19 protein-coding genes are annotated in these 22,373 nt (G+C 71.5%); 14 read left to right on the plus strand and 5 right to left on the minus strand.

Translation table 11 applies throughout. The features are described 5' to 3' along the window. The first annotated feature begins 38 nt into the window (after positions 1-38). Positions 39-1,037 carry an MsnO8 family LLM class oxidoreductase gene (locus OOZ19_RS04980; protein ID WP_266088733.1) on the plus strand — a complete coding sequence of 333 codons (999 nt, stop codon included), beginning with the start codon at positions 39-41 and terminating at the stop codon, positions 1,035-1,037. A 26-nt stretch (positions 1,038-1,063) separates the two neighbouring features. Here OOZ19_RS04980 and OOZ19_RS04985 read toward each other — a convergent pair whose 3' ends face one another. Together OOZ19_RS04985 and OOZ19_RS04990 are read right to left on the minus strand one after the other, a co-directional pair. Further along, the gene (locus OOZ19_RS04985) at positions 1,064-3,535 is read right to left on the minus strand and encodes an NACHT domain-containing protein (protein WP_266088735.1); all 2,472 of its coding nucleotides are present in this window, start codon (positions 3,533-3,535) and stop codon (positions 1,064-1,066) included. Positions 3,536-4,140: 605 nt separating this feature from the next. Beyond that, positions 4,141-5,526, minus strand: coding sequence for an MFS transporter (locus tag OOZ19_RS04990; protein WP_266088737.1), 1,386 nt, complete (start codon positions 5,524-5,526; stop codon positions 4,141-4,143). A 545-nt stretch (positions 5,527-6,071) separates the two neighbouring features. Here OOZ19_RS04990 and OOZ19_RS04995 point away from each other — a divergent pair. Next, positions 6,072-6,572, plus strand: a complete 501-nt coding sequence (locus OOZ19_RS04995; RefSeq protein WP_266088739.1) for a helix-turn-helix domain-containing protein — start codon at positions 6,072-6,074, stop codon at positions 6,570-6,572. Between the two features lie 55 nt (positions 6,573-6,627). Here the strand turns inward: OOZ19_RS04995 and OOZ19_RS05000 are convergent, their stop codons facing one another. Further along, positions 6,628-7,293: a winged helix-turn-helix transcriptional regulator gene (locus tag OOZ19_RS05000; RefSeq protein ID WP_266088741.1), complete on the minus strand. Its 666-nt coding sequence runs from the start codon at positions 7,291-7,293 to the stop codon at positions 6,628-6,630. 330 nt (positions 7,294-7,623) lie between these two features. Next, complete coding sequence (locus tag OOZ19_RS05005; RefSeq protein ID WP_266088743.1) at positions 7,624-8,637, minus strand: glycosyl transferase family 9; 1,014 nt, start codon at positions 8,635-8,637, stop codon at positions 7,624-7,626. A 275-nt stretch (positions 8,638-8,912) separates the two neighbouring features. Between OOZ19_RS05005 and OOZ19_RS05010 the strand changes: the two genes are divergently transcribed. Both OOZ19_RS05010 and OOZ19_RS05015 read left to right on the plus strand, forming a co-directional pair. Then, complete coding sequence (locus OOZ19_RS05010; RefSeq protein ID WP_266088745.1) at positions 8,913-10,274, plus strand: NsdA family TPR-like regulatory protein; 1,362 nt, start codon at positions 8,913-8,915, stop codon at positions 10,272-10,274. Next, positions 10,271-11,122 (plus strand): NAD(P)-dependent oxidoreductase, encoded by an 852-nt coding sequence (locus OOZ19_RS05015; RefSeq protein ID WP_266088747.1) that lies wholly within the window; start codon positions 10,271-10,273, stop codon positions 11,120-11,122. Before OOZ19_RS05010 ends, OOZ19_RS05015 begins: the two co-directional genes overlap by 4 nt. Before the next feature lie 268 nt (positions 11,123-11,390). Here OOZ19_RS05015 and OOZ19_RS05020 read toward each other — a convergent pair whose 3' ends face one another. After that, entirely contained in the window at positions 11,391-12,026 is a 636-nt protein-coding gene (locus OOZ19_RS05020) for an ATP-binding protein (RefSeq protein WP_323055100.1), read from the minus strand. Positions 12,027-12,403: 377 nt separating this feature from the next. Here OOZ19_RS05020 and OOZ19_RS05025 point away from each other — a divergent pair, with 377 nt between their 5' ends. The 10 genes from OOZ19_RS05025 to OOZ19_RS05070 are packed head-to-tail and all read left to right on the plus strand — an operon-like array spanning position 12,404 to position 22,360. Further along, on the plus strand, positions 12,404-13,051 hold the full coding sequence (locus OOZ19_RS05025) for a DUF6801 domain-containing protein (protein WP_266088749.1): 648 nt from the start codon (positions 12,404-12,406) through the stop codon (positions 13,049-13,051). A gap of 35 nt (positions 13,052-13,086) precedes the next feature. Beyond that, positions 13,087-14,262 (plus strand): DUF6801 domain-containing protein, encoded by a 1,176-nt coding sequence (locus tag OOZ19_RS05030; RefSeq protein ID WP_266088750.1) that lies wholly within the window; start codon positions 13,087-13,089, stop codon positions 14,260-14,262. A gap of 23 nt (positions 14,263-14,285) precedes the next feature. Beyond that, positions 14,286-15,095, plus strand: a complete 810-nt coding sequence (locus OOZ19_RS05035; protein WP_266088752.1) for an MlaE family ABC transporter permease — start codon at positions 14,286-14,288, stop codon at positions 15,093-15,095. An 11-nt stretch (positions 15,096-15,106) separates the two neighbouring features. Next, on the plus strand, positions 15,107-15,937 hold the full coding sequence (locus OOZ19_RS05040) for an MlaE family ABC transporter permease (RefSeq protein ID WP_266088866.1): 831 nt from the start codon (positions 15,107-15,109) through the stop codon (positions 15,935-15,937). Next, positions 15,934-17,112: an MCE family protein gene (locus OOZ19_RS05045; protein WP_266088754.1), complete on the plus strand. Its 1,179-nt coding sequence runs from the start codon at positions 15,934-15,936 to the stop codon at positions 17,110-17,112. Before OOZ19_RS05040 ends, OOZ19_RS05045 begins: the two co-directional genes overlap by 4 nt. After that, positions 17,109-18,134, plus strand: a complete 1,026-nt coding sequence (locus OOZ19_RS05050; protein ID WP_266088756.1) for an MCE family protein — start codon at positions 17,109-17,111, stop codon at positions 18,132-18,134. The genes OOZ19_RS05045 and OOZ19_RS05050 overlap by 4 nt, the downstream gene beginning before the upstream one ends. Beyond that, positions 18,122-19,129 carry an MCE family protein gene (locus OOZ19_RS05055; RefSeq protein WP_266088758.1) on the plus strand — a complete coding sequence of 336 codons (1,008 nt, stop codon included), beginning with the start codon at positions 18,122-18,124 and terminating at the stop codon, positions 19,127-19,129. Before OOZ19_RS05050 ends, OOZ19_RS05055 begins: the two co-directional genes overlap by 13 nt. Continuing rightward, positions 19,126-20,232 (plus strand): MCE family protein, encoded by a 1,107-nt coding sequence (locus OOZ19_RS05060; protein ID WP_266088759.1) that lies wholly within the window; start codon positions 19,126-19,128, stop codon positions 20,230-20,232. Before OOZ19_RS05055 ends, OOZ19_RS05060 begins: the two co-directional genes overlap by 4 nt. Beyond that, complete coding sequence (locus tag OOZ19_RS05065) at positions 20,229-21,302, plus strand: MCE family protein (protein WP_266088761.1); 1,074 nt, start codon at positions 20,229-20,231, stop codon at positions 21,300-21,302. Before OOZ19_RS05060 ends, OOZ19_RS05065 begins: the two co-directional genes overlap by 4 nt. Then, positions 21,299-22,360, plus strand: coding sequence for an MCE family protein (locus OOZ19_RS05070; protein ID WP_266088763.1), 1,062 nt, complete (start codon positions 21,299-21,301; stop codon positions 22,358-22,360). The genes OOZ19_RS05065 and OOZ19_RS05070 overlap by 4 nt, the downstream gene beginning before the upstream one ends. The last annotated feature ends 13 nt before the right edge of the window (positions 22,361-22,373 follow it).

Genomic DNA, 22,373 nt, shown 5'->3' on the forward strand with positions numbered 1-22,373 from the left:
CGGGAATCCGCCCGGCGCCCGCCGGTGTTGGCACCGGTGTGACCGCCGCACCCCTGCGCTTCTCCGTCCTGGACCGTTCGCTCGTCCGTCGCGGGCGCGCTCCCGCGGAGTCGTTGTCGCGCACGGTCCGTTTCGCCGTGGAGGCGGAGGCGCTCGGCTACCACCGGTTCTGGGTGGCCGAGCACCACGGCGTCCCCGGGGTGGCCGGGGCGGCCCCGGCGGTCCTGGCCGCGGCGGTGGCGGGGGCGACCTCGCACATCCGGGTGGGCACCGGCGGGGTGATGTTGCCGAACCACGCGCCGCTGGTCGTGGCCGAGCAGTTCGGCGTCCTGGAGTCGTTGCACCCGGGCCGCATCGATCTGGGCCTGGGCCGATCGCTCGGGTTCACCTCGGCGGTGCGCCGGGCGCTGGGGCACGGGCGCGAGTCCGCGGAGCGCTTCGCCGAGCAGCTGGCCGAACTGCTCGGCTACTTCACCGGCGGTTCGGGCTCGGCGGTGCGTGCGGTGCCGTCGGAGGGGCTGCGCATCCCGGTGTTCGTGCTGGCCACCGGCGCGGGCGTCGAGTTCGCGGCGGAGGCGGGGTTGCCGCTGGTGATCGCCGCGGTGCGCGGCGACGACGCGCTGCGGAGTTCGATCGACGCCTACCGCGAGCGGTTCCGCCCGTCGCCGTGGTCGGACCGGCCCCGCGTGGTGCTGTCCCGGTCCGTCGCGGTCGCCGAGACCGCCGAGCAGGCGCGCCGCATCCTCGTCCCGGAGGCGTGGTCGACCGCTTACTCTCGGGTGCACGGCGTCTTCCCGCCCTTGGAATCCGCGGCGGACGTCCTCGCCCGCCGACCGAGCGACAAGGAGCGCGAGCACTTCGAGCGCGCGATGCGAGGCCACGTGCACGGCACCGAGGAGGAGGTCGGCGACCGGCTGCAGTCCATCGTGGACGCAGTGGAGGCCGACGAGCTGCTCATCACGACCAGCGGCCACGACGAGGACGCCTTGCTCGATTCGTACCGCCGCCTGGCACGGCTGATCCCCGCGGTGCGCTGATCACCGCGCGAGCACGGCGGTGCCGCTCAGGGTTTCGCGGCGCTAGGTTTCGCCGGATCCGCTGCGGCTTTCTCCTCTCCTGAAGCTGGAGCCGCGGCGGCATCGGACGAGGACAGCTCGGGAAAGCCCGCCTTCGCCGCCCCGTCCGAGCTGGTGGATTCCCCGGCGTCGGAAGAGCTCTTCTCCGCCGCTGGCCCGTCCGCCGCGTCGGCCTCCGGCGAGGGCTCCTCGCCGCTCGCTTTCTTCGCCTGCTTCCGCTCGTATCCGAGCAGGTGATCGCGCAGCAGCAGGTGGGTGAAGCGATAGCCACCGTCCACGCGGGACAGCATGCTGTGCTCCGCGAGCCCGCGCAGCAACCGCGCCCGCCGGACCGGCAGTTCGCTCAGCGCCATCGCCCGCGCCAGCCATTCGGAGGCGGCGTTCTTCGCGCTGTCGAAGGGGAACACGTCGGCGTGCCACGCAGCGGGCGCGGCGAGCCCCGCCACCAGCAGGCCGATTGCCGTGTCGAGGGCCCGCTCGTCGAGCAGCGTCCCGGAGAACAGCACCGGGAGCACGCCCAGCAGCCCGGCCGCGCCGACCAGCGGAGCGGAGTTCTTCAGCAGCTTGGAACCCTGCCCGTCGAACGCCTCGTACTGGTCCTCGCCGAACTGCCACCACACCTCGTCGCGGGCCGCGGTGGTGAGCCCGGCGACGATGCCCAGCACCACGCCGATGCCCATCGAGGTCAGCAGCTCCTGCGGCCCGATCCAGAACATCGAGACGCCGACGAGCGCCGACCCGGCCCCGCCGAGCGCCGCGCTGTTGCCGGGCATCTTCGACCACGCTTCGACCGCGCTCATGATGGTCAGGAACGCCGTCAGGATCACCACGGGCACCCCGACCCACAGCGGCTGCGCCGCGAGCCAGTTCGTCGCGGGCGTGATGAGCCCGACCAGCGCCAGGCTCACCACCAGGCCGAGCAGGAAGCCGCAGGCGGTGGTGATCCAGCCTTGCGGGATGGTGCCGGACTTCTGCGCCGGGCGTACCCACGGCAGCGTCGAGAGGTGGTCGAGGAACGCCACGTACCCGACCAGCAGCACCGCCGTCACCAGTGCGGACGCGGGGCCCAGCAGCATGCCCATCGCCAGCGTGGCACCGGTGACGGATCCGGCGAGCACGCCGGGAAGTCCGCGCCCGAACACGTGCACCAGCGTGCTCGACGGCAGGAAGCGCGCCCACGCGACGAGGCTCGGCAACCGGGTGCGGGCCGTGAGGTCGTTGCACAGCGGGCTCGCCGAGACGCGCGCCAGGAAGCGCAGCGTCCGCAGCACCTTCTCCGGCGGGTAGCCGAGGTCGTCGACCTCCCGGGTGGGGACGGCGGTGAGGTAGGCGTCGAACACCTCGCGCCGCCGCTGCGCCAGCGTGCCGCTGAGCCGGATCTCCGACGGCGGCCGGTCCTGGTAGGCGAGCGCCATCAGGCTCAGCATCAGCGGTGAGTCCAGCAGCCGCCACAGTTCCGGGTCGGTGCGCAGCGCCGAGCGCACGCCGTCCACGCGGGGGCCGATGCGGGTGAAGAACTCCACGACCTGCTTGCGGGTGAGGGGGTTGATCGTGACGGAGTTGTTCAGCTGCAGCGGCGCGGTGAGCGCCTCGTGCTCCTCGCTGCGGCAGCACACCACGAGTTCCCGGATGATGAACGAGTCGCGCAGCTTGTTGATCTCGTTGACGCAGCGTTCCTGGTATTCGGTCGGGACCTCGTCGAGCCCGTCGAGCATCAGCCCGACCTTGCCCTGTTCTAGCCAGATCCGGCCGAGCGAGGGATGCACGGTGTAGCGGCGTTCGATCTCGCGCAGCAGCCACTTCTCGAAGTCGGCGGGCGGCGCGGGCCTGCGGTTGTCCCACCGCCACCCGGACATCGCCCAGGATCCGAGGTCGATGATGAACGGGATCGGCCGCTTCTGGTCGCCCGCGGCCCGCAGCGACAGCGCGCGGGTGAGCTCCAGCAGCAGCGTCGACTTGCCGGAGCCCGGCGCGCCGAGGATCAGCAGCGCACCGTTGGCGTCGTCGAGGGTCTTGGGCAGGTCGGCGTGGGCGGGCAGCCGGGATTTCCCGCCTTGGTTCAGTTGCACGACGACGTCCGCCGGACGGGCGACCGTCGGCGGCACCTCGTCGACCTCGAGCAGTCGCGTGACGTGTTCGGCGAGGGAGCCGTTGAGCCGTTCGCGGGCGTAGCGCTCGGTGCTCTGCACGGACCGTTCGCGGTTCGACGGCGAGTTGAGCCGGCGCGCGGTGATGGGCTTGTCGGCGTTGGTGATGCGTTCCCACGCGGCGAGCGCGACGGCGAACAGAAGGAACACGATGACCAGCGGCCACAGGAACGTCGCCAGCGGTTGGAGGAACCCGGGGAGCTTTCCGCCGGTCCCGATGCTGATGGCGGTCGGGACGAGGACCAGCGTGACCGCACTGCCTGCCCCGATGAGCAGTGCCGTCCGCACCGTGCGGGCGAGCCTGTTCTGCATGATCGTCTCTCCACGAGTCGGCAACCGCGCGTGCGCCTCAAACTATGGTCTGGCGGGCACGCACTGTAAACGCTCCATTCCGGTCGGTGTGGCCGAGTGTGATCCGTGACGCGCCGAACGGCACCGATCGGAACGCCCGGCTGAAGCGGAGTCGTTCAACCATCAACAAGATCGCACGCCGTCCGACGGCCAACACCCGCCGGGATGATGCACACCGCGTGACGCCCTACCGGGCGGAGTGAACGGACCCTTCGTCCAACGGGATCCGGCGAACGGTCCGTTCACCCGGTGAGATCTGGCGGTTTGGTGAGCTCGCCGACGCCGTGGCGCGCGCCCTTCGGCTCCGGGCACCGGCACGTGCAGCTCCAGCGCCCAGGTGATGCGCGCGCGGTGAGCATCAGCGTTGACCTGCGCCGCAGCGGGGATCCGTCGCGCTACCAGCGCAGCCCGTGCGCGGTGAGATCGTGTCGGTCCCGCGTCGTAGCGGCATTTGATCGAAGTCGCACGTGCGCACGACGAGGACGTCCGCGTGCGTGCTCGGCAGCGGCTGCACCGCGACGACGAACGCCCGAGCCGCCCAGGTCCGGAACTCCGCCGTCGCGGTCTCAGCGTCGGGACAGCACGAGAACCGCCACCGCCGAGATGGCCGTCATCGCGGCCAGCGCCGCGCAGACGAGGTGCAGCGCTCCCGCGAACTCCACGCCGAGCACTCCGCCCGCAGCCGACACGACCGCACCCGCACCGGCGAGCGCGACGGCCTCGGCGGTGAGCCGAACGGTGTTGAACAGGCCGGATGCGGTCCCCGCCTGCTCAGATCGGACGCTGCCGATCGCCAGCCCGTCCAGGACGCCGTTCGACAGCCCCACACCGATGCCGACGCAGAGCAGTGCCGCGACGAGCGCGCTTCCCGCGACGCCCGGGCCGGTGGTCACCACCAGCGCGGCGCCCGCGCCGGTGACCGCCACCGCCGCCGCCACGAGAACGCCCGGTGGTACCCGCCGGGCGAGCATGGAGCCGGCGAAGGGCAGGAACACGGTCGGCGCGGTCAGCACCAGCAGCCAGAGCCCGGCCCGCACCGGGGCGAATCCGAGCGAGGTCACCAGGTACGAGGGAAGGTAGACCAGCAGCGGCACCAGCACGCCCATGAAGGTGCCCGCGGCGAGCGCGAAGGCCGCGAACCGGCGATTCCGCAGCAGCCCCAGCTCGAACAGCGGCTCCGCGCTCCGGCGCTCTACCACCACGAACGCCGCGCACGTGCCGACCAGGACGACGCCGATCAGTGCTGCTCCAGCAGTCCCGAGAGTCGCGCTCTCGTTCAACCCGAAGATCAACAACAGCAGCGCGGCGGTGAACAGGCCCGCGCCCGGCCAGTCGATCCGCCGCTCCGGCTCACCCGGAGCCGTGGGCAGCAACGGCACCAGCAGCAGTGCCGCTGCCGCCAACGCCGCGGGCACCGCGAACACGGCGCGCCAGCCGAACCCGGCCACCAGCAGCCCGCCCGCCGCTGGGCCGAACGCGAGCCCGGCACCCAGCACCGCGCCGAGCAGCCCGAACGCGCGGGCCCGCACCGCCGGGGGCAGCGTCGCCGCGAGCAGCGAGCTCCCGCCGGTGGTCGCCGCCGCGGCGCCGAGCCCGCTCAGCGCCCGCGCCGCGATGAGGGCGACCACGTCACCGGCCACCGCGCATCCGATCCCGGCGAGGAGGAAAAGCCCCACGCCGCAACCGAAAACACGTCGCCTGCCGAGCGCGTCGGCCAACACCCCGGTCACCGCCAGGAAGGCCGCGAAGCACGCGTTGTAGCCGTTGACCACCCACGACAACGCGTTCGGTCCGGGGGAGAGGTCCGCTTCGACACCCGGCAGCGCGAGCGACGCGCCGGTGATCGTCAACGGGAACAGCAGGGAGGACAGCAGAACGGTGACCAGGACGAGAGCCTGCCGGGACGTGGTGATCCCGCCGAGCACGCGCCCGGCACCAGGAGAAGTGCGCACAGGAGAACTCCGCAGTAGAACGTGGAGCCGGGCGGCCGGAACCGGCCGCGCCGGCAGCTGACGCTGCTGCGGCGAGGTGCGATCAGAGCAGGAGCACGCCGCCGCTACCGGGCGGCGCACTCATCCGAGATGGGCATCGGGGAGGACGGTAACCGCGGGATCCGGGGCCGTCGAGCGATTTTCCGGCGGCGCTCGGCCGACGGCTCCGCACCGGAAGGCTCGACGAGGCGAGCCGGAGCGTGGGCGATCGGCGTGGCATCCCTGCGCGCCGGATGCGATGTACCCCCTGAACAACGCATCCGGCGCGGCACCGCGTGCGCGGCGCTTCCTGACCCCCGGCTCGGGTGCAGGAACGCGGCACATCGGGTTCCGCGCCGGACACACCGAATCCCCAGCCGCGGGACCGCTGAGCGGGGGAATCCGCGGCTGAGTTGATTCCTGCTGGTGAGCAGCTTAAATTGTGGCGCCCCGCGAAGACAAGGGGATCACCGCTTACAGTGGGTGGTCAGGGGTGCCGAACCCCGTGCTTTCTGGGGGTGTTCGTCGTGTCCGGCGATCAGCGCATCAGCGCGCGACGATTCCGGCTGCTGTGCGAGCAGCGCGGGTACAGCTACCCGGAACTGGTGCGTGACCTGGGCAAGCGCGGAGTCGTCGTCACCAGGCCGGGGATAGCCAAGCTCGGCAGGGCTCCCGATTCGCCGGTGCCGCACTACGCCGCGGAACTCGCGCTCGTGCTGAAGTCCTCGGTGGGGTACCTCGTGGGCCGCGACCGGCAGTTCCTGGGCAAGCGGTTCCGCGACCTGTACCGGGAGCGCGGCTGTTCGCTGGCCGCGCTGGCCGAGCAGCTCCACCGGTACCGGCAGGTGAAGGTCTCGACCCAGTACCTGCAGCAGCTCGCGTGCAGCCGCAACACCAACCCGCGGGCGGAGATCGTCGACGGCCTCGCGGTCCTGCTGGCGACGACGCCGGACTACCTCAACGGGTGCGAGGACCAGGTGCGACGCCGCGAAGACGCGGAGCAGGCGCGCGACCCGATCGTCGGTTGACGTTCGGCGCGGCCGGTGCCGTCGTGCCGAGCGGCCCGAACGAGCCCTGATCCGCTCAGCCGCGCGCCGCGTCCTCGGTGCGATCGGCGGCGGGACGCTTGTGGTGGGCGTGCAGGTCGTGGGCCCATTCGACCAGCGGCTCGGCGACCACGCGGAAGTCCATGCCCGCGGGGCTGAGGGTGTAGGCAGGGGTGGCGCCGGTGCGGTCGCGGTCCACGAGGCCGCGGCGCTCCAGCTCGCTCAACCGCTGCGACAGGGTGACCTGGCTGATCCCGACCTCGCGGGCCAGCTCGTTGAAGCCGTGCGGCCCGGTCAGCAGCACGCAGACGACGTGCATGGCCCACTTCTCCTGGAACAGCCCGAGAACTCCTCCGCTGATCTCGGCGGGGTCGGTCGTCTCCAGGTGGTGGCGGTCGGCCCAGGACGTCATCTCGGTGAACATCGGCTGCAGTCCTGCACCGCGCTCGGTCAGCGAATAGCGGGTGCGCGGCGGGGAACCGTCGAGCACCTCGCGGTGCAGCAGTCCCGCGTCGGCCAGTTCGGAGAGCCGTTGCTTGAGCGTGCTCGGGCCGGCGCCGGGGACTCGGCGCCGCAGTTCGTTGAACCCCAGCGGTTCCGCGCTGAGCGCGTGCACGACGTGCAGCGCCCAGCGGGTGTTGAGCACGCCGACCGCGGCGACGAACGCGTCGTCATAGCGGACTTCACCTGCACCTGCGGACACGCGCCCATGATACGACCCCTCGATCGAGCGATGTCATTTCGAGAGCAGGTACGTTTTACTTAGCGGTGTCGGGAGGTTCTCCTGAGCCGTCGCTCCCCGATCCGGCGTTGCGTTCTCCTTGTCTCGTAGTGGAAACCGCCGGAGCTCGTCCAGGTGTGCTCGCCGGCGGGCGCACGATCGAGATCGATCCCATGTGGAGGAACCATGCACGAGTTCATCACCGGCGGGTGCGGCGAGGACGTGACCGCGGCTTCGCGATCCGGACGGAGCGGGCGTCGGAGCGCGGCGGGGAAGGCCCGTTGTCGAGACGGGTTCGGCCCGCCAGGTCGTTCAGCGCCATCCGGCGCACCGGGCGGCGAAGTCGGCCACCAGTTCGGGCGGGACCGACCGCAGATCCGCTCCGGCGCCCCAAGTGGCGTCGGTCAGTTCGGCGTGATCCGCGGAGCGGTCGGCCAGCGCGAGCAGCTGGGCGAAGCGGGTCGCGATCGCGTGGTGGCCGGGGCGGCCGGTGGTCCACTTGATGTGCGCGTGCCTGGAGTACAGGCCGACGACCTGCGGGCCACCGCCGTCGGCGCGTTCGGTCAACGCCGCCAGCTGGGTGAGCCCGGAGTCGGTGCCGACGACCAGTTCGGCCGAGGCGAACAGGTCCACGCAGCGCGCGGCACCGGGCTCGCACAGCACGTCGGCGGGCAGCCCGTCGAACATGTCGGCCATCGCCGTGCTGCGCGCGGTCACGACGGTGAACCGCCACGGGGCGTCGACCATGCCGACCAGGGATCGGGCCACGGCCGCGAAATCGGCGGGCTGGAACTCCAGGTTCCGCGGCCAGCCCGGCACGGCGACGAACACGACGTGCCACGGTTCGGGAGCCCTCTCGGAGGTGAACCGCGGAGCGGGTGCGCTGTCGACGGACAGCCGCTCGCCGAGGCTCTGCTCCACCGCGAGGTAATGCCGCATCGGCAGCGCCGAGTGCACTTCGACCTCGCCGGGGCCGATCGAGTCCAGCCAGGTCGGCTGCTCCTCCGGGTCGACCCGGAAGCGGATGGGGGCGCGGGTGGCGGTCCGGACGACGTGCGGCCCCCAGGTGTGCTTGGTCGACTCCACCGGAATCGAACACCGCCGCATCAGGTCCGCTTCCGGTCCGCTGTAGTGCAACGGCACCTGCTCGGTGACCTCGCCCAACGCGGTCACCGAGGAGAGGCCCAGCAGCAGTTCGCCGAGGCTGCGCTGCCCGAGATCGGCGATCCATCCCCGGGAGCGGACCAATTCGCTACAACCCGGTTTCGGATGTTCGCCCGCGCTGCGGTGGTAGGGCAGAATGCGGCCGAACGGAGACTGTTCCACCGGAACGCGAATCCGGCCCCCGCGATGGCAGCGAACGTCTTCCACATGCCATTGAATGAGGTCCTGCTGGATCGGCATGAGAGATCACCTCCCTGGATCTTGACATCACAGTGTGCGGCGAACGGGCGCGACACGGCGACGACAATTGCCCGCACCCGTCCGACATTTGCCTGACATGGGTGTGGAACATGCCGTTCACTTCCTAGGCTGTCGGCACGGCCGGCTCGGCTGAATGGTTCTGGCGAAGGGCGCCGGCGGAGATGAAGGAGCCTGCGGTGGTGGGAGCGCATGTGTCCGCGCGAACCAGGCTGGAACAGGTTCTGCGGCAGAACCGCCGGACCGTTCAGGAGTTCTGCGGGGATTTCCACGCTGCGGCTCGTGAACTCGGCGAATCCACTGTCGTCTCGCAGCGGCAGGTCAGCCGTTGGTTGGGCGGTCAGCTGGGCGGACTTCCGCATCCGGCCACCTGCCGGGTGTTGGAGCGGATGTTCGGCGAATCGGCCGAGGAACTGTTCGGGTCTCCCCGAACGGGCGACGACGCCGGTGGTTCCGGTGCGACCCCGGTGCAGTCCGGGACGCAGGGCTCCCGCCACCAGGACGACGTGGACATTTCGATCGAAAGCGAGGTCGCCATGGCGGCCGTCGAATCCGCCCGGTTCGGGCAGTTCGCCGAACAGAGCAACGTCGGTCCCCACAGCCTGGAGCAGTTCCGTGCGGATGTGGGCCGGATCGTCACCACCTACCCGAATCGTCCGGTGTATCCGCTGTTCGTGGAACTGCGCGAACTCCGGGACAGGGTCTTCGACCTGTTGGAGGGCAGGCAGCGCCCGGCGCAGTCGCAAGAGCTGTACCTGGTCGGCGGCGTGGTCTGCGGTGTGCTGGCCAACGCCTCCTTCGACCTCGGTTGGCTCTCCGCGGCCGAGACGCAGGCGCGCACGGCCTTCCTGTGCGCCGAATTGGCCGGGAACAACTCGCTGCGCTCGTGGATCCGCGGCACCCAGAGCCTCATCGCCTACTGGGACGAACGGCCCCGCGACGCGGTGGAACTCGCGGCGCAGGGCTGGCGCTACGAGCCGGAGACCGGCACGCCGCGGGTGCGGCTCGCGTCCATCGAGGCACGCGCGCACGCGCGGCTCGGCGATCAGCGCGCCACCGAGGACTCGTTGCGCCGGGCCGACCGGGCCAGGGCCGAGGTGGTCGGTGAGGACGAACCGGGCGGGCTGATGACGTTCCCGGTGGCCAAGCAGACGTTCTACAGCGCCACGGCCTGGTTGTGGCTGGGCGACCGCGCCAACCTGGAACAGGCAGAACGGGCGGCGGCCGAGGCGGTGGAGCTCTACCGGCGGGACCCGCCGGAACGGCGCCGCATCGGAGAGATGAGCTTGGCCCGCCTGGACCTGGCGGTCGCCAGGCTCGGCCAGGACAACCTGGAAGGTGCGGCCGAACAGGTGCGGGCGGTGCTGGAGGTGACCGGGCGACGCCGCACGGACAGCGTCGTGCGGCGATTGCGCCAGATCAGCCAGGTGCTGCAGCGACCACACCTGCACGGCACCTCGTTGGCGTTGGACCTGCGGGAACAGGTGGTCTCGTTCTGCGAGTCCTCGCAGCAGGCCGAGCTGTTCGAGGGCGCGAGATGACGGGCGCGGCGCCGTCGACGGTGGGGGTGCTGCACCCGGGTGCCATGGGTGCGGCGGTCGCGGCGCAACTGGGCAGCCGTGGTCACACCGTGCTGTGGTGCTCGCGGGGCCGCAGCGAGCAGAGCAGGAATCGCGCCGTGCGAGCCGGACTGCGCGAGGTGAGCGCCTTGCCCGAGATGCTGGCCCGCTGCGACGCCGTGCTCTCGGTGTGCCCACCGGCCGCCGCGTTCGACGTGGCGCGTTCGGTCGCGGAGATCGGGTACGGCGGCGTGTACGTGGACGCCAACGCGGTCGCGCCCGAGACGATGGGGCGCCTGGCGGCGGTGCTGACGGGCGCGGGCATCACCGTCGTCGACGGGGCGATCATCGGTCCACCGCCCGGGGCCGTGCACACCGCGCGGTTGTACCTGGCGGGGCCGACCGAGCCCGTGGGGTTCCTCGTGGGCCTGCTCACCGGTTCCCGCCTGGAACCGGTGGGGTTGGGCGAGACCACGGGGCGGGCGAGCGCGTTGAAGATGGCGTTCGCGTCGTTCCAGAAGGCGAGCAGGGTGCTGGCTGCGGTCGCGCATTCCCTGGCCGACGAGCACGACGTCACCGATGCGCTGCTGGGCGAGGCGGACCGGATGTCCGGTCGCATCCTGGCCCAACGCGACTACTTGCCCAGCGTGGCAGCACGCGCTTGGCGTTGGGAACCTGAAATGCAGGAGATCGCACGCACGCTGGACGCGGCGGGATTGCCCACGGAACTGGCCGAGGCGGCCTCCGCCGTACTGGCCAGGTGGGACGCCGATCGCGATCTCGCGGAGCTGCCGACCGACGCAGTCTTGGCACGACTGCGCGTTCCCTGACCGCCGGGATTCGACGCTTGCCGACCGGGGCGGTCGACGATTCGTCGTGGAGGGCGGCGATCGGTGTAATTCCGTACAGCGAACGGACCAGGGAAATCCGATGACCGGTCGAATGCGAGATCTACCGGCTCAGCTTCGGCCGCGCGGAGCGGACCGGCGGCCGTCTTCGCACCCGCGCAACGATCACCGGGAGCCGGGCAGGCCGAAGCGCCTGGACGCCGACGGGGTCCAGGCGTGGGCCTGTTCAGGTTGGTCGCGGGAGTGGTGCTCAGTCGGGCTTGCGGTGGCCGCCGCCCGCGTTGTTCAGGCCGGACAGCAGCCGCTGCATCACCTGCGGGTCCAGCTCGTCGGGCTCGTCGCCAAGAGCCTCGGCGGCTGGGGAGCGGCGCTTCTCGCGCCGCGGCAGCGGTACCGCGGAGGCGCTCATGCCCGGCGGCAGGGCCAACTCGCACCAGCGGCGGTTGCCGTGGCCACCGAGCGGTTCCACACCGGTGCGCATTCCCTGTAATTCCTTCAACTGGGCGGGAGCCCCACTCTTGGTCTCGTCCTCGACCTCGATGACCAGGCAATCGCCGCGCAATCGCAATCTGATCGTGAGGAAGCCAGGCGAGTTCGGATCGGAGGCCTGCACCGCGGCGTCCACCATCAGACCGGTGGTGTGCGCGGCCTCGTCCGCGAGTGGCCGAAGCGACCACTCGCTGAGCGTGAAGCGCACGAAGATGTCAGTGCAGTTCAGCGCGGTGGGCAGGGCGATGAGTCGCAGGTCGTCGACCTGTGCGGTGTCGGCGTTCACCTGGTTCCTTCCTGTCGTGCTCCGGTGCGAGCCGCAGCCGTCACCCGGACTCCGTATCTTGCCAACCTGACGTTCTCCCGTGTTTGGCAGGGTTGCCGCCGAGGGTGTCATGCCAGGCCGCCGGTGCAACAGTCACGATCCGGTCCCCGGCGGGCATCTGCGTCGTCGCCGCCGGCGCCCGCTTCGTTCGCCGGTGCGCGTCGCCGGGATGGTGGTTATGAGCAAGTTGACAAGTATTGCCCGGTTTCGTCGGCTCTCATCGGATTTTCATTGCCGGATGTTGTGCGGGAGGTTTCCTCTCTGTAATCTCCGAAATCCGCAGGCGGAAGTCGAAATTGCTGCGGATTGATTCGATTTGATCGGTGCCGGATTCGTTGCGGCATCAGTACTTCCTTGTGCGGTGGTGCGTTTTCTCTGCTGGTTCGGAATGAATTCAGGAGCAGCGGTTCCCGCGTGTTCGGGACGGCTGTGCGCAGACTGGAGGAACTGTGAAGAAAAATGTCGAATTCGCCTTGGCCGCACGTCGTGGTATCGCCGTCGTGGCCGGGACGGTGCTGGCCGTCGGCGCCGCCGCTGCCGGTGCGGGCGTGGCGTCGGCCGCACCGGTGACCAAGACGCTCAGCTACACCTGCGCGTTCCCGCTCATCGGCAACGGCCAGGTGAGCACGGACATCGCGGTGACGCTGCCGGACGCGGCGGTGGTGGGCCAGCCGATCGAGGCGACCGACTTCTCCGCGGCGGTGAGCGTGCCGGAGGAGACCGTCAACGGTTTCGACCTGCTCGGCGCGGCCACCGTCGAAGGCTCCGCCACGGTGACCGCCGTGGTCACCGACGGGGCGGGTTCCGCGCAGGACGTGGTGATCCAGGACCTGCCGGTGCCCAGCACCCCGATCCCCGAGTCCGGCGCGCTGGTGGTGACCGCAGCCGGCCCGGTGCCCGCGGTGACGCCGGACGCCGCCGGTGACGCGACGATCGCGGTCGCGGAGACGTTCACCTCGAAGCTCACCCCGAAGAAGGCCGACGGCTCGGAGACCGCGCTGGGCACCTTCGACCTGACCTGCACGGTCGACGCCGGTCAGGACGCGGTGCTGGGGACCGTGCCGGTCGCCGAAGCGGCCGTGGCGCACCGGAGCTGACCCGCGCGTTCGACGACGGCTGAGAGGTGAGCGACGTGTGGACCGGACGTGAACGAGCTCGTGCGGCGGCCGGGAGCTGCGCCTGCGCGGTGCTGTTCACCCTGGTCCACGCGTTCACCGCGGAAGCGGGCCCCGTGCACCGGGAACTGAGCTACCGCTGCGTCGCGCCGGACGGTTCGGTGCATCCCGTCTCGGCCCAGTTCGACGGACGGTTCCCCGACACGGCCGCACTGGACGAGCCGGTCGATGTCGAGGGCGTGTCGCTGCGGGTCACCTTGCCCGCGGAGGCCGCGGCGACCTGGCGGGAGAACGGGGCCACCGAGCTCGCCGGGACCACCGCGCTCGACCTGATCTCCGGGGCGGGAGGTGAGGTCGTGGCCGCAGCGGAGTCGACCGCCGGAGCCGTCCCGATCCCCGAGTCGGGCGAGGTCGTGGTGGTCACCGAGCAGCGGGACGTCTCCCTCCCGCCACCGGGTCCGGGGCCGGTCCGCTACGCCGCGGGCGATCTGCGGTTGCGGCTCACCGCCGGGACACCGCAGCGGCCCGGCGCCCCGGCGCAGTGGCGCTGCGATCCGGCGTCCGGTGAGACCGCGGAGCTCCTCTCCCTCCCGGTCTCACCGGAAGCCACCCCGGAGCCGGCACCGGAACCCGACCCGGCCGACCCGATGGCGCCGCCGCAACCGCCCGCGGAGCCGATCCGGATCACCTACGACGTCACCGGGGCGTCCCGGACGCGCGCGTTGAACTCGGACATCAAGCTCGGCCCGGGAACCATGGTGGCGAACGTGGACGTGCTCTCCGGCGAGCTGGCGGGCGAGCTGACGCTGCCGCCGGTTCCGGGCTACTTCACGATCTTCGGTTTCATGCCGTCCACGGCCACCGTCGAGTTCCTGCCGGTCGGCCCGGTCGTGGGAACCATCGAGCTGGGCAAGGTGGAGGTCACCGCCGACGTCGACATCCGGCTGCGGGACACGACGATCGGGGACGTGGCGCTGGCGGCCGGGACGGACTGCCGGACGGCTCGGCCGGCGTCGCTGCACCTCATCTCGGATCCGAACTTCAACCCGCTCGTCGGCGGCACCCTGTCGGCCGTGTTCACCATCCCGGAATTCCGCGGGTGCGGTGCCGGCGAACCGCTCGATCCGCTGTTCACCGGACTGGTGTCCGGGCCGGGCAACACGGCCCAGGTGTACCTGCAGGTCCGGCTCTGACCGATCGAAGGGGGTGCGATGTGATGGCTGAGAACGCTGCGGTGGCACCGCCACCGGCCGAGCCTGCGCCGCTGGGGCGCGGCTGGGCGCAGGCGGGCGGGCTGCTCGCGCTCGCGCTGGACGTGGTCGCCGCCGCGTTCCGCAGGCCCTTCCAGTTCCGCGAGTTCGTCGGCCAGTTCTGGTTCGTGGCCAGCGTGTCCATCGTGCCCGCCGTGCTGGTGGCGATCCCGTTCGGCGCGGTCATCGCGCTGCAGCTCGGTTCGCTGACCGAGCAGATCGGGGCGCAGTCGTTCAGCGGCGCGGCCAGCGTGCTGGCCATCGTGCAGCAGGGCAGCCCGCTGGTGACGGCGCTGATCGTGGCGGGCGCGGCGGGCACCGCGATCTGCGCCGACCTGGGGGCGCGCAGCATTCGCGAGGAGCTGGACGCGATGCGGGTGCTGGGCGTGTCACCGATCCACCGGCTGGTGGTGCCGCGGGTGCTGGCGGCGATGTTGGTGGGGCTGCTGCTCAACGGCGTGGTCAGCGTCGTCGGGGTGGCGGGTGGCTACTTCTTCAACGTGGTCATGCAGGGCGGCACGCCCGGTTCCTACCTGGCGGGCTTCGTTGCGCTGGCGCAGCCGGCGGACCTGTGGATCAGCGAGCTCAAGGCCGTGATCTTCGGATTCCTGGCGGGGGTGGTCGCGGCGTACCGGGGCATGAACCCGGCGGGCGGCCCGAAGGGCGTCGGGGACGCGGTGAACCAGTCGGTCGTGATCACGTTCCTGCTGCTGTTCTTCGTCAACGCGGTGCTGACCGTCGCGTACCTGCAGCTCGTGCCGCCGAAGGTCGGGTGAGGGTCGTGGCGATGCTGTGGCGGCTGCGCAGGACCGCGGCCAAACCGGGCGATGCGCTGGAATCGCTGGGCGACCAGTTCGCTTTCTACCTGGTGTCGCTGGCGCTGATCCCGAAGGCGCTGGTGCGCTACCACCGCGAGGTGCTGCGGCTGCTGGCGGAGGTGACCTTCGGCAGCGGGGCGCTGGCGGTGATCGGCGGGACCATCGGCGTGATGGTCGGGCTGTCGGTGTTCACCGGCACGGTCGTGGGCCTGCAGGGTTTCGCGGCGCTCGACCAGATCGGCACCTCGGCACTGTCCGGGTTCATCTCGGCGTACTTCAACACGCGGGAGATCGCGCCGCTGGTGGCGGGTCTGGCGTTGTCGGCGACGGTGGGGTCCGGGTTCACCGCGCAGCTCGGCGCGATGCGGATCTCCGAGGAGATCGACGCGCTGGAGGTGATGGGGGTCCGCAGCCTGCCGTACCTGGTGACGTGCCGGATGATCGCCGGGTTCGCCGCGGTGATCCCGCTGTACGTGATCGGCCTGCTCACCTCGTACCTCGCTTCGCGGGCCGTCACGGTGCACTTCTTCGGCCAGTCGGCGGGCACCTACGACCACTACTTCGCGCTGTTCCTGCCGCCGCAGGACGTGCTGTGGTCGTTCGGGAAGGTGCTGCTGTTCAGCGTCGTGGTGGTGCTGACGCACTGCTACTACGGTTTCCGCGCCTCTGGTGGACCGGCCGGCGTGGGGGTCGCGGTCGGCGGCGCGGTGCGGACCGCGCTGGTCGGTGTGACGCTGCTCGACTTCTTCTTGAGCCTCGCGATCTGGGGCGCGACGACGACGGTGAAGGTGGCGGGATGAGCCACCGACCTCGGCTGCGCAGGGCGCGCAACCAGCTGTTGGGCCTGGTGTTCGTGGCCTGCGCGGTGCTGTTCCTCAGCACCAGCGTGGCGCTGTACGCGAAGGCGTTCACACCGGTGGTGGCAGTGACGCTGCGCACTGATCGGGTCGGCAACCAGCTCGACGAGGGCGCCGAGGTGAAGGTGCGCGGCCTGCAGGTCGGCGAGGTCCGCGCCGTCCGCACCACCGGCGCCGGAGCCGAGATCGACTTGGCCCTCGAACCGGAGCAGGCCGCGCTGCTGCCCGGTGACGTCACCGCGCGGCTGCTGCCGAAGACCCTGTTCGGGGAGCGCTACGTGAGCCTGGTGGTGCCCACCGAGCGGCGCGGCCCGGCGCTGGCGACCGGGGACCGGATCGGCCAGGACCGGTCCGGTTCGGCGATCGAGCTGGAGCGGGTGCTCGCCGATGTGCTGCCCACGTTGCGCGCGGTGCAGCCGCAGAAGCTCGCGACGACGCTGGGCGCGGTGTCGCAGGCGTTGGACGGGCGGGGCGAACAGCTCGGCCGGACGCTGCTCTCGCTCAACGAGGTCCTGGCCGGGGTGGAACCGGAGTTGCCGAACCTGAAGGCGGATCTGACCGCGCTGGCGGAGGTGTCGCACGACTACGCCGACGTGCTGCCGGACCTGACCGGCGCGCTGTCGGACCTGTCGGTGACGAGCCGGACGATCGCCGAGCAGCGGGTCGCCGTGCAGGGCCTGATCGCCGACCTCACGGCCACTTCGGACGACCTGAGCGCGTTCCTGCGCGACAACGGGGACGAACTCATCCGGTTGGCGGCCGATTCGCGGCCGACGCTGGAGTCGCTGGCGCGGCACGCACCGGAGTACCCCTGCCTGCTGCGGCGGCTCACCGAGCTGAAGCCGCACGTGGACGAGGCCTTGGGTGCGGGCACCGCGCAGCCGGGGCTGCACGTCTCGCTCGGTCTCGTTCCCGTCCAGCGCGGCTCTGGTGGCGACGGGCTCGTGGCCTGCTCGGCACCGCTCCCGGCGGAGGGTGGCCTCGGCTCACCGCAGGAAGGCCGGTTCGCCGGCGCGCTGTCAGCGCTGGCGCGGGGCGTGCCGCCGGAGGCGGCGCCGGAGTGGAGCGGCCTGCTGCTGAGCCCGGTCTACCGCGGAACGGAGGTGTCGCTGCGATGAAGGACTTGGCTCCACCCCTGGTGAAAGGGCTGCTGTTCGCCGTGATCACGGTGCTGGCCACCGCCGTGCTGGCGACCACCATGGCCAATGTGGACACTCGTGGCACCGCGCGGTACACGGCGCGGTTCACCGACGTGACGTCGCTGCGGGAGAACGACGAGGTGCGCGTCGCCGGAGTGCGCGTCGGTCAGGTCGAGCAGGTGGGACTGGGGCAGAACGGTGTCGCCGAGGTCGAGTTCTCGGTGCTGCGGGAGCGGATCCTTCCCGCCTCCACCACAGCGAAGATCAAGTACCGGAACCTGGTGGGGCAGCGCTACCTCACCTTGGAGCGAGGCGCGGAACCCGCGTCGGGGACCCTCCGGCCGGGCGGCACGATCCCGCTGGCCCGGACCACTCCCGCGGTGGATCTGACCGCTTTGTTCAACGGGTTCAAGCCGCTGTTCCAAGCGCTGGACCCGCACGAGGTGAACCGGCTGTCCTACGAGATCGTGCAGGTGCTGCAAGGCGAAGGCGGCACGGTGCGCGGACTGCTGGCGCACATCGGTTCGCTGACCAGCTCGCTGGCGGCGAAGGACGAGGTCATCGGACGTGTCGTGGACGACCTGAACACCGTGCTGGGGACCGTCAACGCGCGGGACGAGCAACTGTCCGACCTGGTCACGAACACGCAGCTGCTGGTGTCCGGCCTGGCCGCCGACCGGGAGGTCGTCGGTTCCGCGATCAGCGGTCTCGCCGAGCTCACCGGCAGCACCGCAGGACTGCTCGAACAGGGCCGGGAACCGCTGGAGGACGACGTCGCCGAGCTCGGCAGGTTGTCGGGCACGTTGGCTGCGAACACCCCGGTGTTCCAGGAGTTCCTCGACCGGTTGCCCGCGAAGTACGACGCCGTCGGCCGGACGGCCTCCTACGGATCGTGGCTGAACCTGTACCTGTGCGCGGCGGCGGCTCCCGGCGTGCCACCGGCCCCGAACGGGCCGCCGCAGGTCGGATTCCCCGTGACGGAGACGAGGTGCCTGCGGTGAAGCCGTTCCGCGAACGCGACCCGAAGAAGCTCGCCACCTCCGCGGTGGTCGTCGCGGTGCTGCTCGCCCTGGGCACCGCGTTCGCCGACCGGCTTCCGATCATCGGAGCCGGTCCGCTCTACCAGGCCCACTTCGCCGAGGCCGCCGGACTCCGCGCGGGTGACGACGTGCTCGTGTCGGGCGTCCAGGTCGGCGACGTGTCCGCGGTGGAGCTCGACGGCGCGCGGGTGCGGGTCTCGTTCCACGTCAAGGGAATCCGCGTCGGCGACCAGAGCCGGGCCGCCATCAAGATCCGCACCTTGCTGGGCCGCAAGTACCTCCAGCTCGAACCGCGCGGCACCCGGCCTCAACCGCGCGACGAACCGATCCCGGTGCGGCGCACGGTGACCCCCTACGACGTCGACGACGCGTTCCGCGGGTTGACCGACACCGTCGACGAGCTCGACACGGCAGGGCTGGCGGAGAGCTTCCGCACCTTGTCGGACACGTTCCGGGATTCGTCGCCGGTGGTGCGCAGCGCGCTGGACGGGCTCTCCGGGCTGTCCCGGACGTTGTCCGAGCGGGACGCGCAGCTCGCCGAGCTCGTCGCGAACACCCGCCAGGTCAGCGGCACCCTCGCTGGGCGCAACGCGCAGTTCGAGGCCCTGCTCGGCGACGGGAACCGGCTGCTGGAGGAGGTCCGGGCGCGGCGCGACGCGATCGGCGCGCTGCTCGACGGCACGCGGGCGCTGTCGGCGGAGCTGTCGGGTCTGGTGCGGGACAACTCCGCGCAGCTGCGGCCTGCGCTGGAACAGCTGGAGCGGGTGACCACCGTGCTGCGCGACAACCAGGCCCAGCTGGACCGCAGCCTGGCCATGGCCGGGCCGTTCTACCGGCAGGTCTCCGGGGCGCTCGGCAACGGTCGCTGGGTCGACACCTACGTGTGCGGACTCGTGGTGGCCCCGCAGGACGCCGGTGACCCCAGGGACTGCGCACCGTCGGGAGGAGGCCGATGAACGTGTTCGGACGAGGAAGAGCGCGCGGGGTGCTGGTCGCGGGGTGCGTGCTGGTGCTGTTCGTGGCCGCCGGGCTGTGGTGGCTCACGCGGGAGGGCACCTACCGCGTCACGGCGTACTTCGGCTCGGCGGTCGGCGTGTACGCCGGTTCGGACGTGCGGGTGCTCGGCGTCCCGGTGGGCGCGGTGGAGGAGGTGCTGCCGCAGGGCGATCGGGTGCGGGTGCGGCTCGCGGTGGACGGGTCGGTGCGGGTGCCCGCCTCCGCCGGGGCGGTGGTGGTGGCGCCGACGATCGTCAGCGACAGATACGTGCAGCTGACCCCCGCTTACCTGGGCGGGCCGGAGTTGCGCGGTGGCGCGGTCATCCCGCCGGAGCGCACCGCGACTCCCGCCGAGATCGACCAGTTGGCCGCCGGCCTGGACGAGCTGCTCACCGCGCTGGGACCGGGGGGCGCGAACTCCGGTGGGGCGGTGTCGGACCTGCTGAACACGGGTGCGGCGACGCTCGACGGCAACGGCGAGGCCCTGCGCGGGACGATCCGCGACCTGGGCGAGGCGGGCAAGACGCTCTCGGGCACCGAGCAGGACCTGTTCGGCACGGTGCGCGAGCTGCAGCGGTTCACCTCGATGCTGGCCGCCGACGACGACGAGGTGGCGCGGATCAGCGGCCAGCTCGCCGACGTGGCCGGTCTGCTCGCGGCGGAACGCGGCGACCTCGGCGCCGCGTTGCACGAGCTCACCGGTGCGCTGGGTCTCGTGCAGGGGTTCCTCCAGGACAACCGCGGCGCGCTGAAGTCCAACGTGGACAACCTGCTGGTGGTCAGCCGGGTCCTCGTCGACCAGCGAGCCGCGCTGGAGGAGACGCTCGACACCGTGCCGGACGCGTTCGACGGTCTGCTGGCCGCCTACCACCCGGACACCGGCACCCTCGACACCCGCACGAACCTCAACGAGTTCAGCTCGGCCGCCGCATCGCTGTGCACGGCGGCCGACTGCGGACCGGCGGACGCGCCGCTGCGGCCGGTGCGGGCACCGACTGCGGAGCTGCCCGCGTTGCCCCTTCCCGCCGTCGGCGGGCTCTACGCGACGGAGGAGCCACGATGAGCCGACCGTCCCGCACCACGACCCTGCTGCTGGCGTCGGCGCTGCTCGTGCCGTCGCTGGCGGGTTGCGGGTTCGCCGGGATCTCCGAGGTGCCGCTGCCGGGCGGCACCGAGCTCGGGCCCGAGCCGTACCGGGTGACCGTCGAGTTCGCCGACGTGCTCGACCTGGTGCCGCAAGCGGCGGTGAAGGTCAACGACGTCCCGGTCGGCACCGTTCGCGGCATCACCACCTCGGCCGACGGCTGGCACGCCGAAGTGGCGCTGGCGATCCGCGGCGACGTGCGGCTGCCCGCGCACGCGCAGGCCAGGCTCCGGCAGTCGAGCCTGCTCGGGGAGAAGTTCGTGGAACTCGACGGCGCCACCGGCCCGGTCACCGAGCCGTTGCGCGACGGCGCGGTCATCCCCGCCGCCGCCACCGACCGCAGCCCCGAGGTCGAGGAGGTGTTCGGCGCGCTGTCGATGCTGCTCAACGGCGGCGGGCTCGGGCAGGTGCAGACCATCAGCCGGGAGCTGAACTCGGCGCTGTCCGGCAACGAGGCGGAACTGCGCGCGCTGCTGGGCAGGCTGGAGCGCGTCAGCGGCGACCTGGATCGCCATCGCGGCGAGATCACCCGCGCCATCGACGGCCTGGACCGGCTCGCGGCGACGGCGCGGGCGCGGGACGCGGAGATCGCGGGTGTGCTCGACGACCTGGGCCCCGGCATCGGCGTGCTCGCCGAGCAGCGGGGCTCGCTCGTGGACCTGGCGCGCTCGATGGACGAGCTCTCCGCGGTCGCCGTGGACACCGTCCATCGTGGGCAGGAGGACGTCGTGGCCGACCTCACGGCACTGCGGCCGGTGCTGCGGCGGCTCGCCGACTCGGGCGCGGATCTGCCGCAGGCGATGGAGATCCTGCTGACGTACCCGTTCACCGATGCCGTGCTCGACGGGGTGCGCGGCGACTACCTCAACACCTACCTGACCGTCGACCTGGACCCGGCGGCGATCGAGATGCTCGAAAAGCAGGCGCAGCAGGCGCAACCGGACTTCCCCGCGCCGCCGTCGCCCGGTACGCAGGCAGGCCCGCGATGATCGCCCGCCGGATCAAGGCGCAGCTGACGGTGTTCGTGGTGCTCGCCCTGCTCGGCACGACCTACGTCGGCGGCCGGTACGCCGGACTGGACCGGATGTTCACCGACCGCGGCTACGAGGTCGCGGTGCGGCTGGCGGTCACCGGCGGGCTGTTCACCAACGCCGAAGTCACCTACCGCGGCGTTGCCGTCGGACGCGTCGGGGCGTTGCGCCTGACCAGGGACGGGGTGCAGGCGCGGGTGCGGATCGACGACTCCGCCCCGCCGATCCCGCGGGACGTCGAGGTCGTGGTGGCGAACCGCTCGGCGGTGGGGGAGCAGTACGTGGACCTGCGACCGCGCACCCGGTCGGGCCCGTTCCTCGCCGAGGGGTCCGTGATCAGCCAGGACCGGACCGCCACCCCGCTGCCGACCGAACGCCTGCTGGCCTCGCTGGACGGCTTCGCCGCGTCCGTCCCGGAGGAGTCGTTGCGCACGGTGGTGGACGAACTGGGCACCGCCCTCGCCGACACGGGCCCCGATCTGCAGGTGCTGCTGGACACGACCGGCTCGTTCACCCGCGCCGCCGCCGACGCGATGCCGGAGCTCACCACGTTGCTCCGGGACGGCCGCACGGTGCTGGAGACCCAGCACGAGCAGTCGGACGCGCTGCGCTCGTTCGCCGCGGACGCCCGGCTGGTGGCCGAGCAGCTCCGCGCCTCCGACGGCGACCTGCGCGCACTGCTGAGCACGGCACCCGGGGCGGCGCGGCAGGTCAGCGGGGTGCTGCGGGACAACGACCCGAACCTGGGCTTGCTGGTCGCCAACCTGATCACGCCCGCGACGGTGCTCGTGACGCGCCAGGACGAACTGGAACGAGTGCTGGTCGCTGCTCCGGAGGCCGCCGAGATGGGGGAGGCCGTCTTCCAGCCCGGTGGCGCCCGGTTCGGGCTGGTGAACACGTTCTTCGACCCGCTGCCCTGCTCCGACGGCTACGGCGGAACACCGCGTCGTGGCGGCTTGGACGTCGAGCCCGGGGTGCCGTGGAACCAGCAGGCAGGCTGCACGCTGCCGCGCTGACAGCAGACAAGGA

Source organism: Saccharopolyspora sp. NFXS83 (assembly GCF_026241095.1).
Taxonomy (GTDB): Bacteria; Actinomycetota; Actinomycetes; order Mycobacteriales; family Pseudonocardiaceae; genus Saccharopolyspora_C.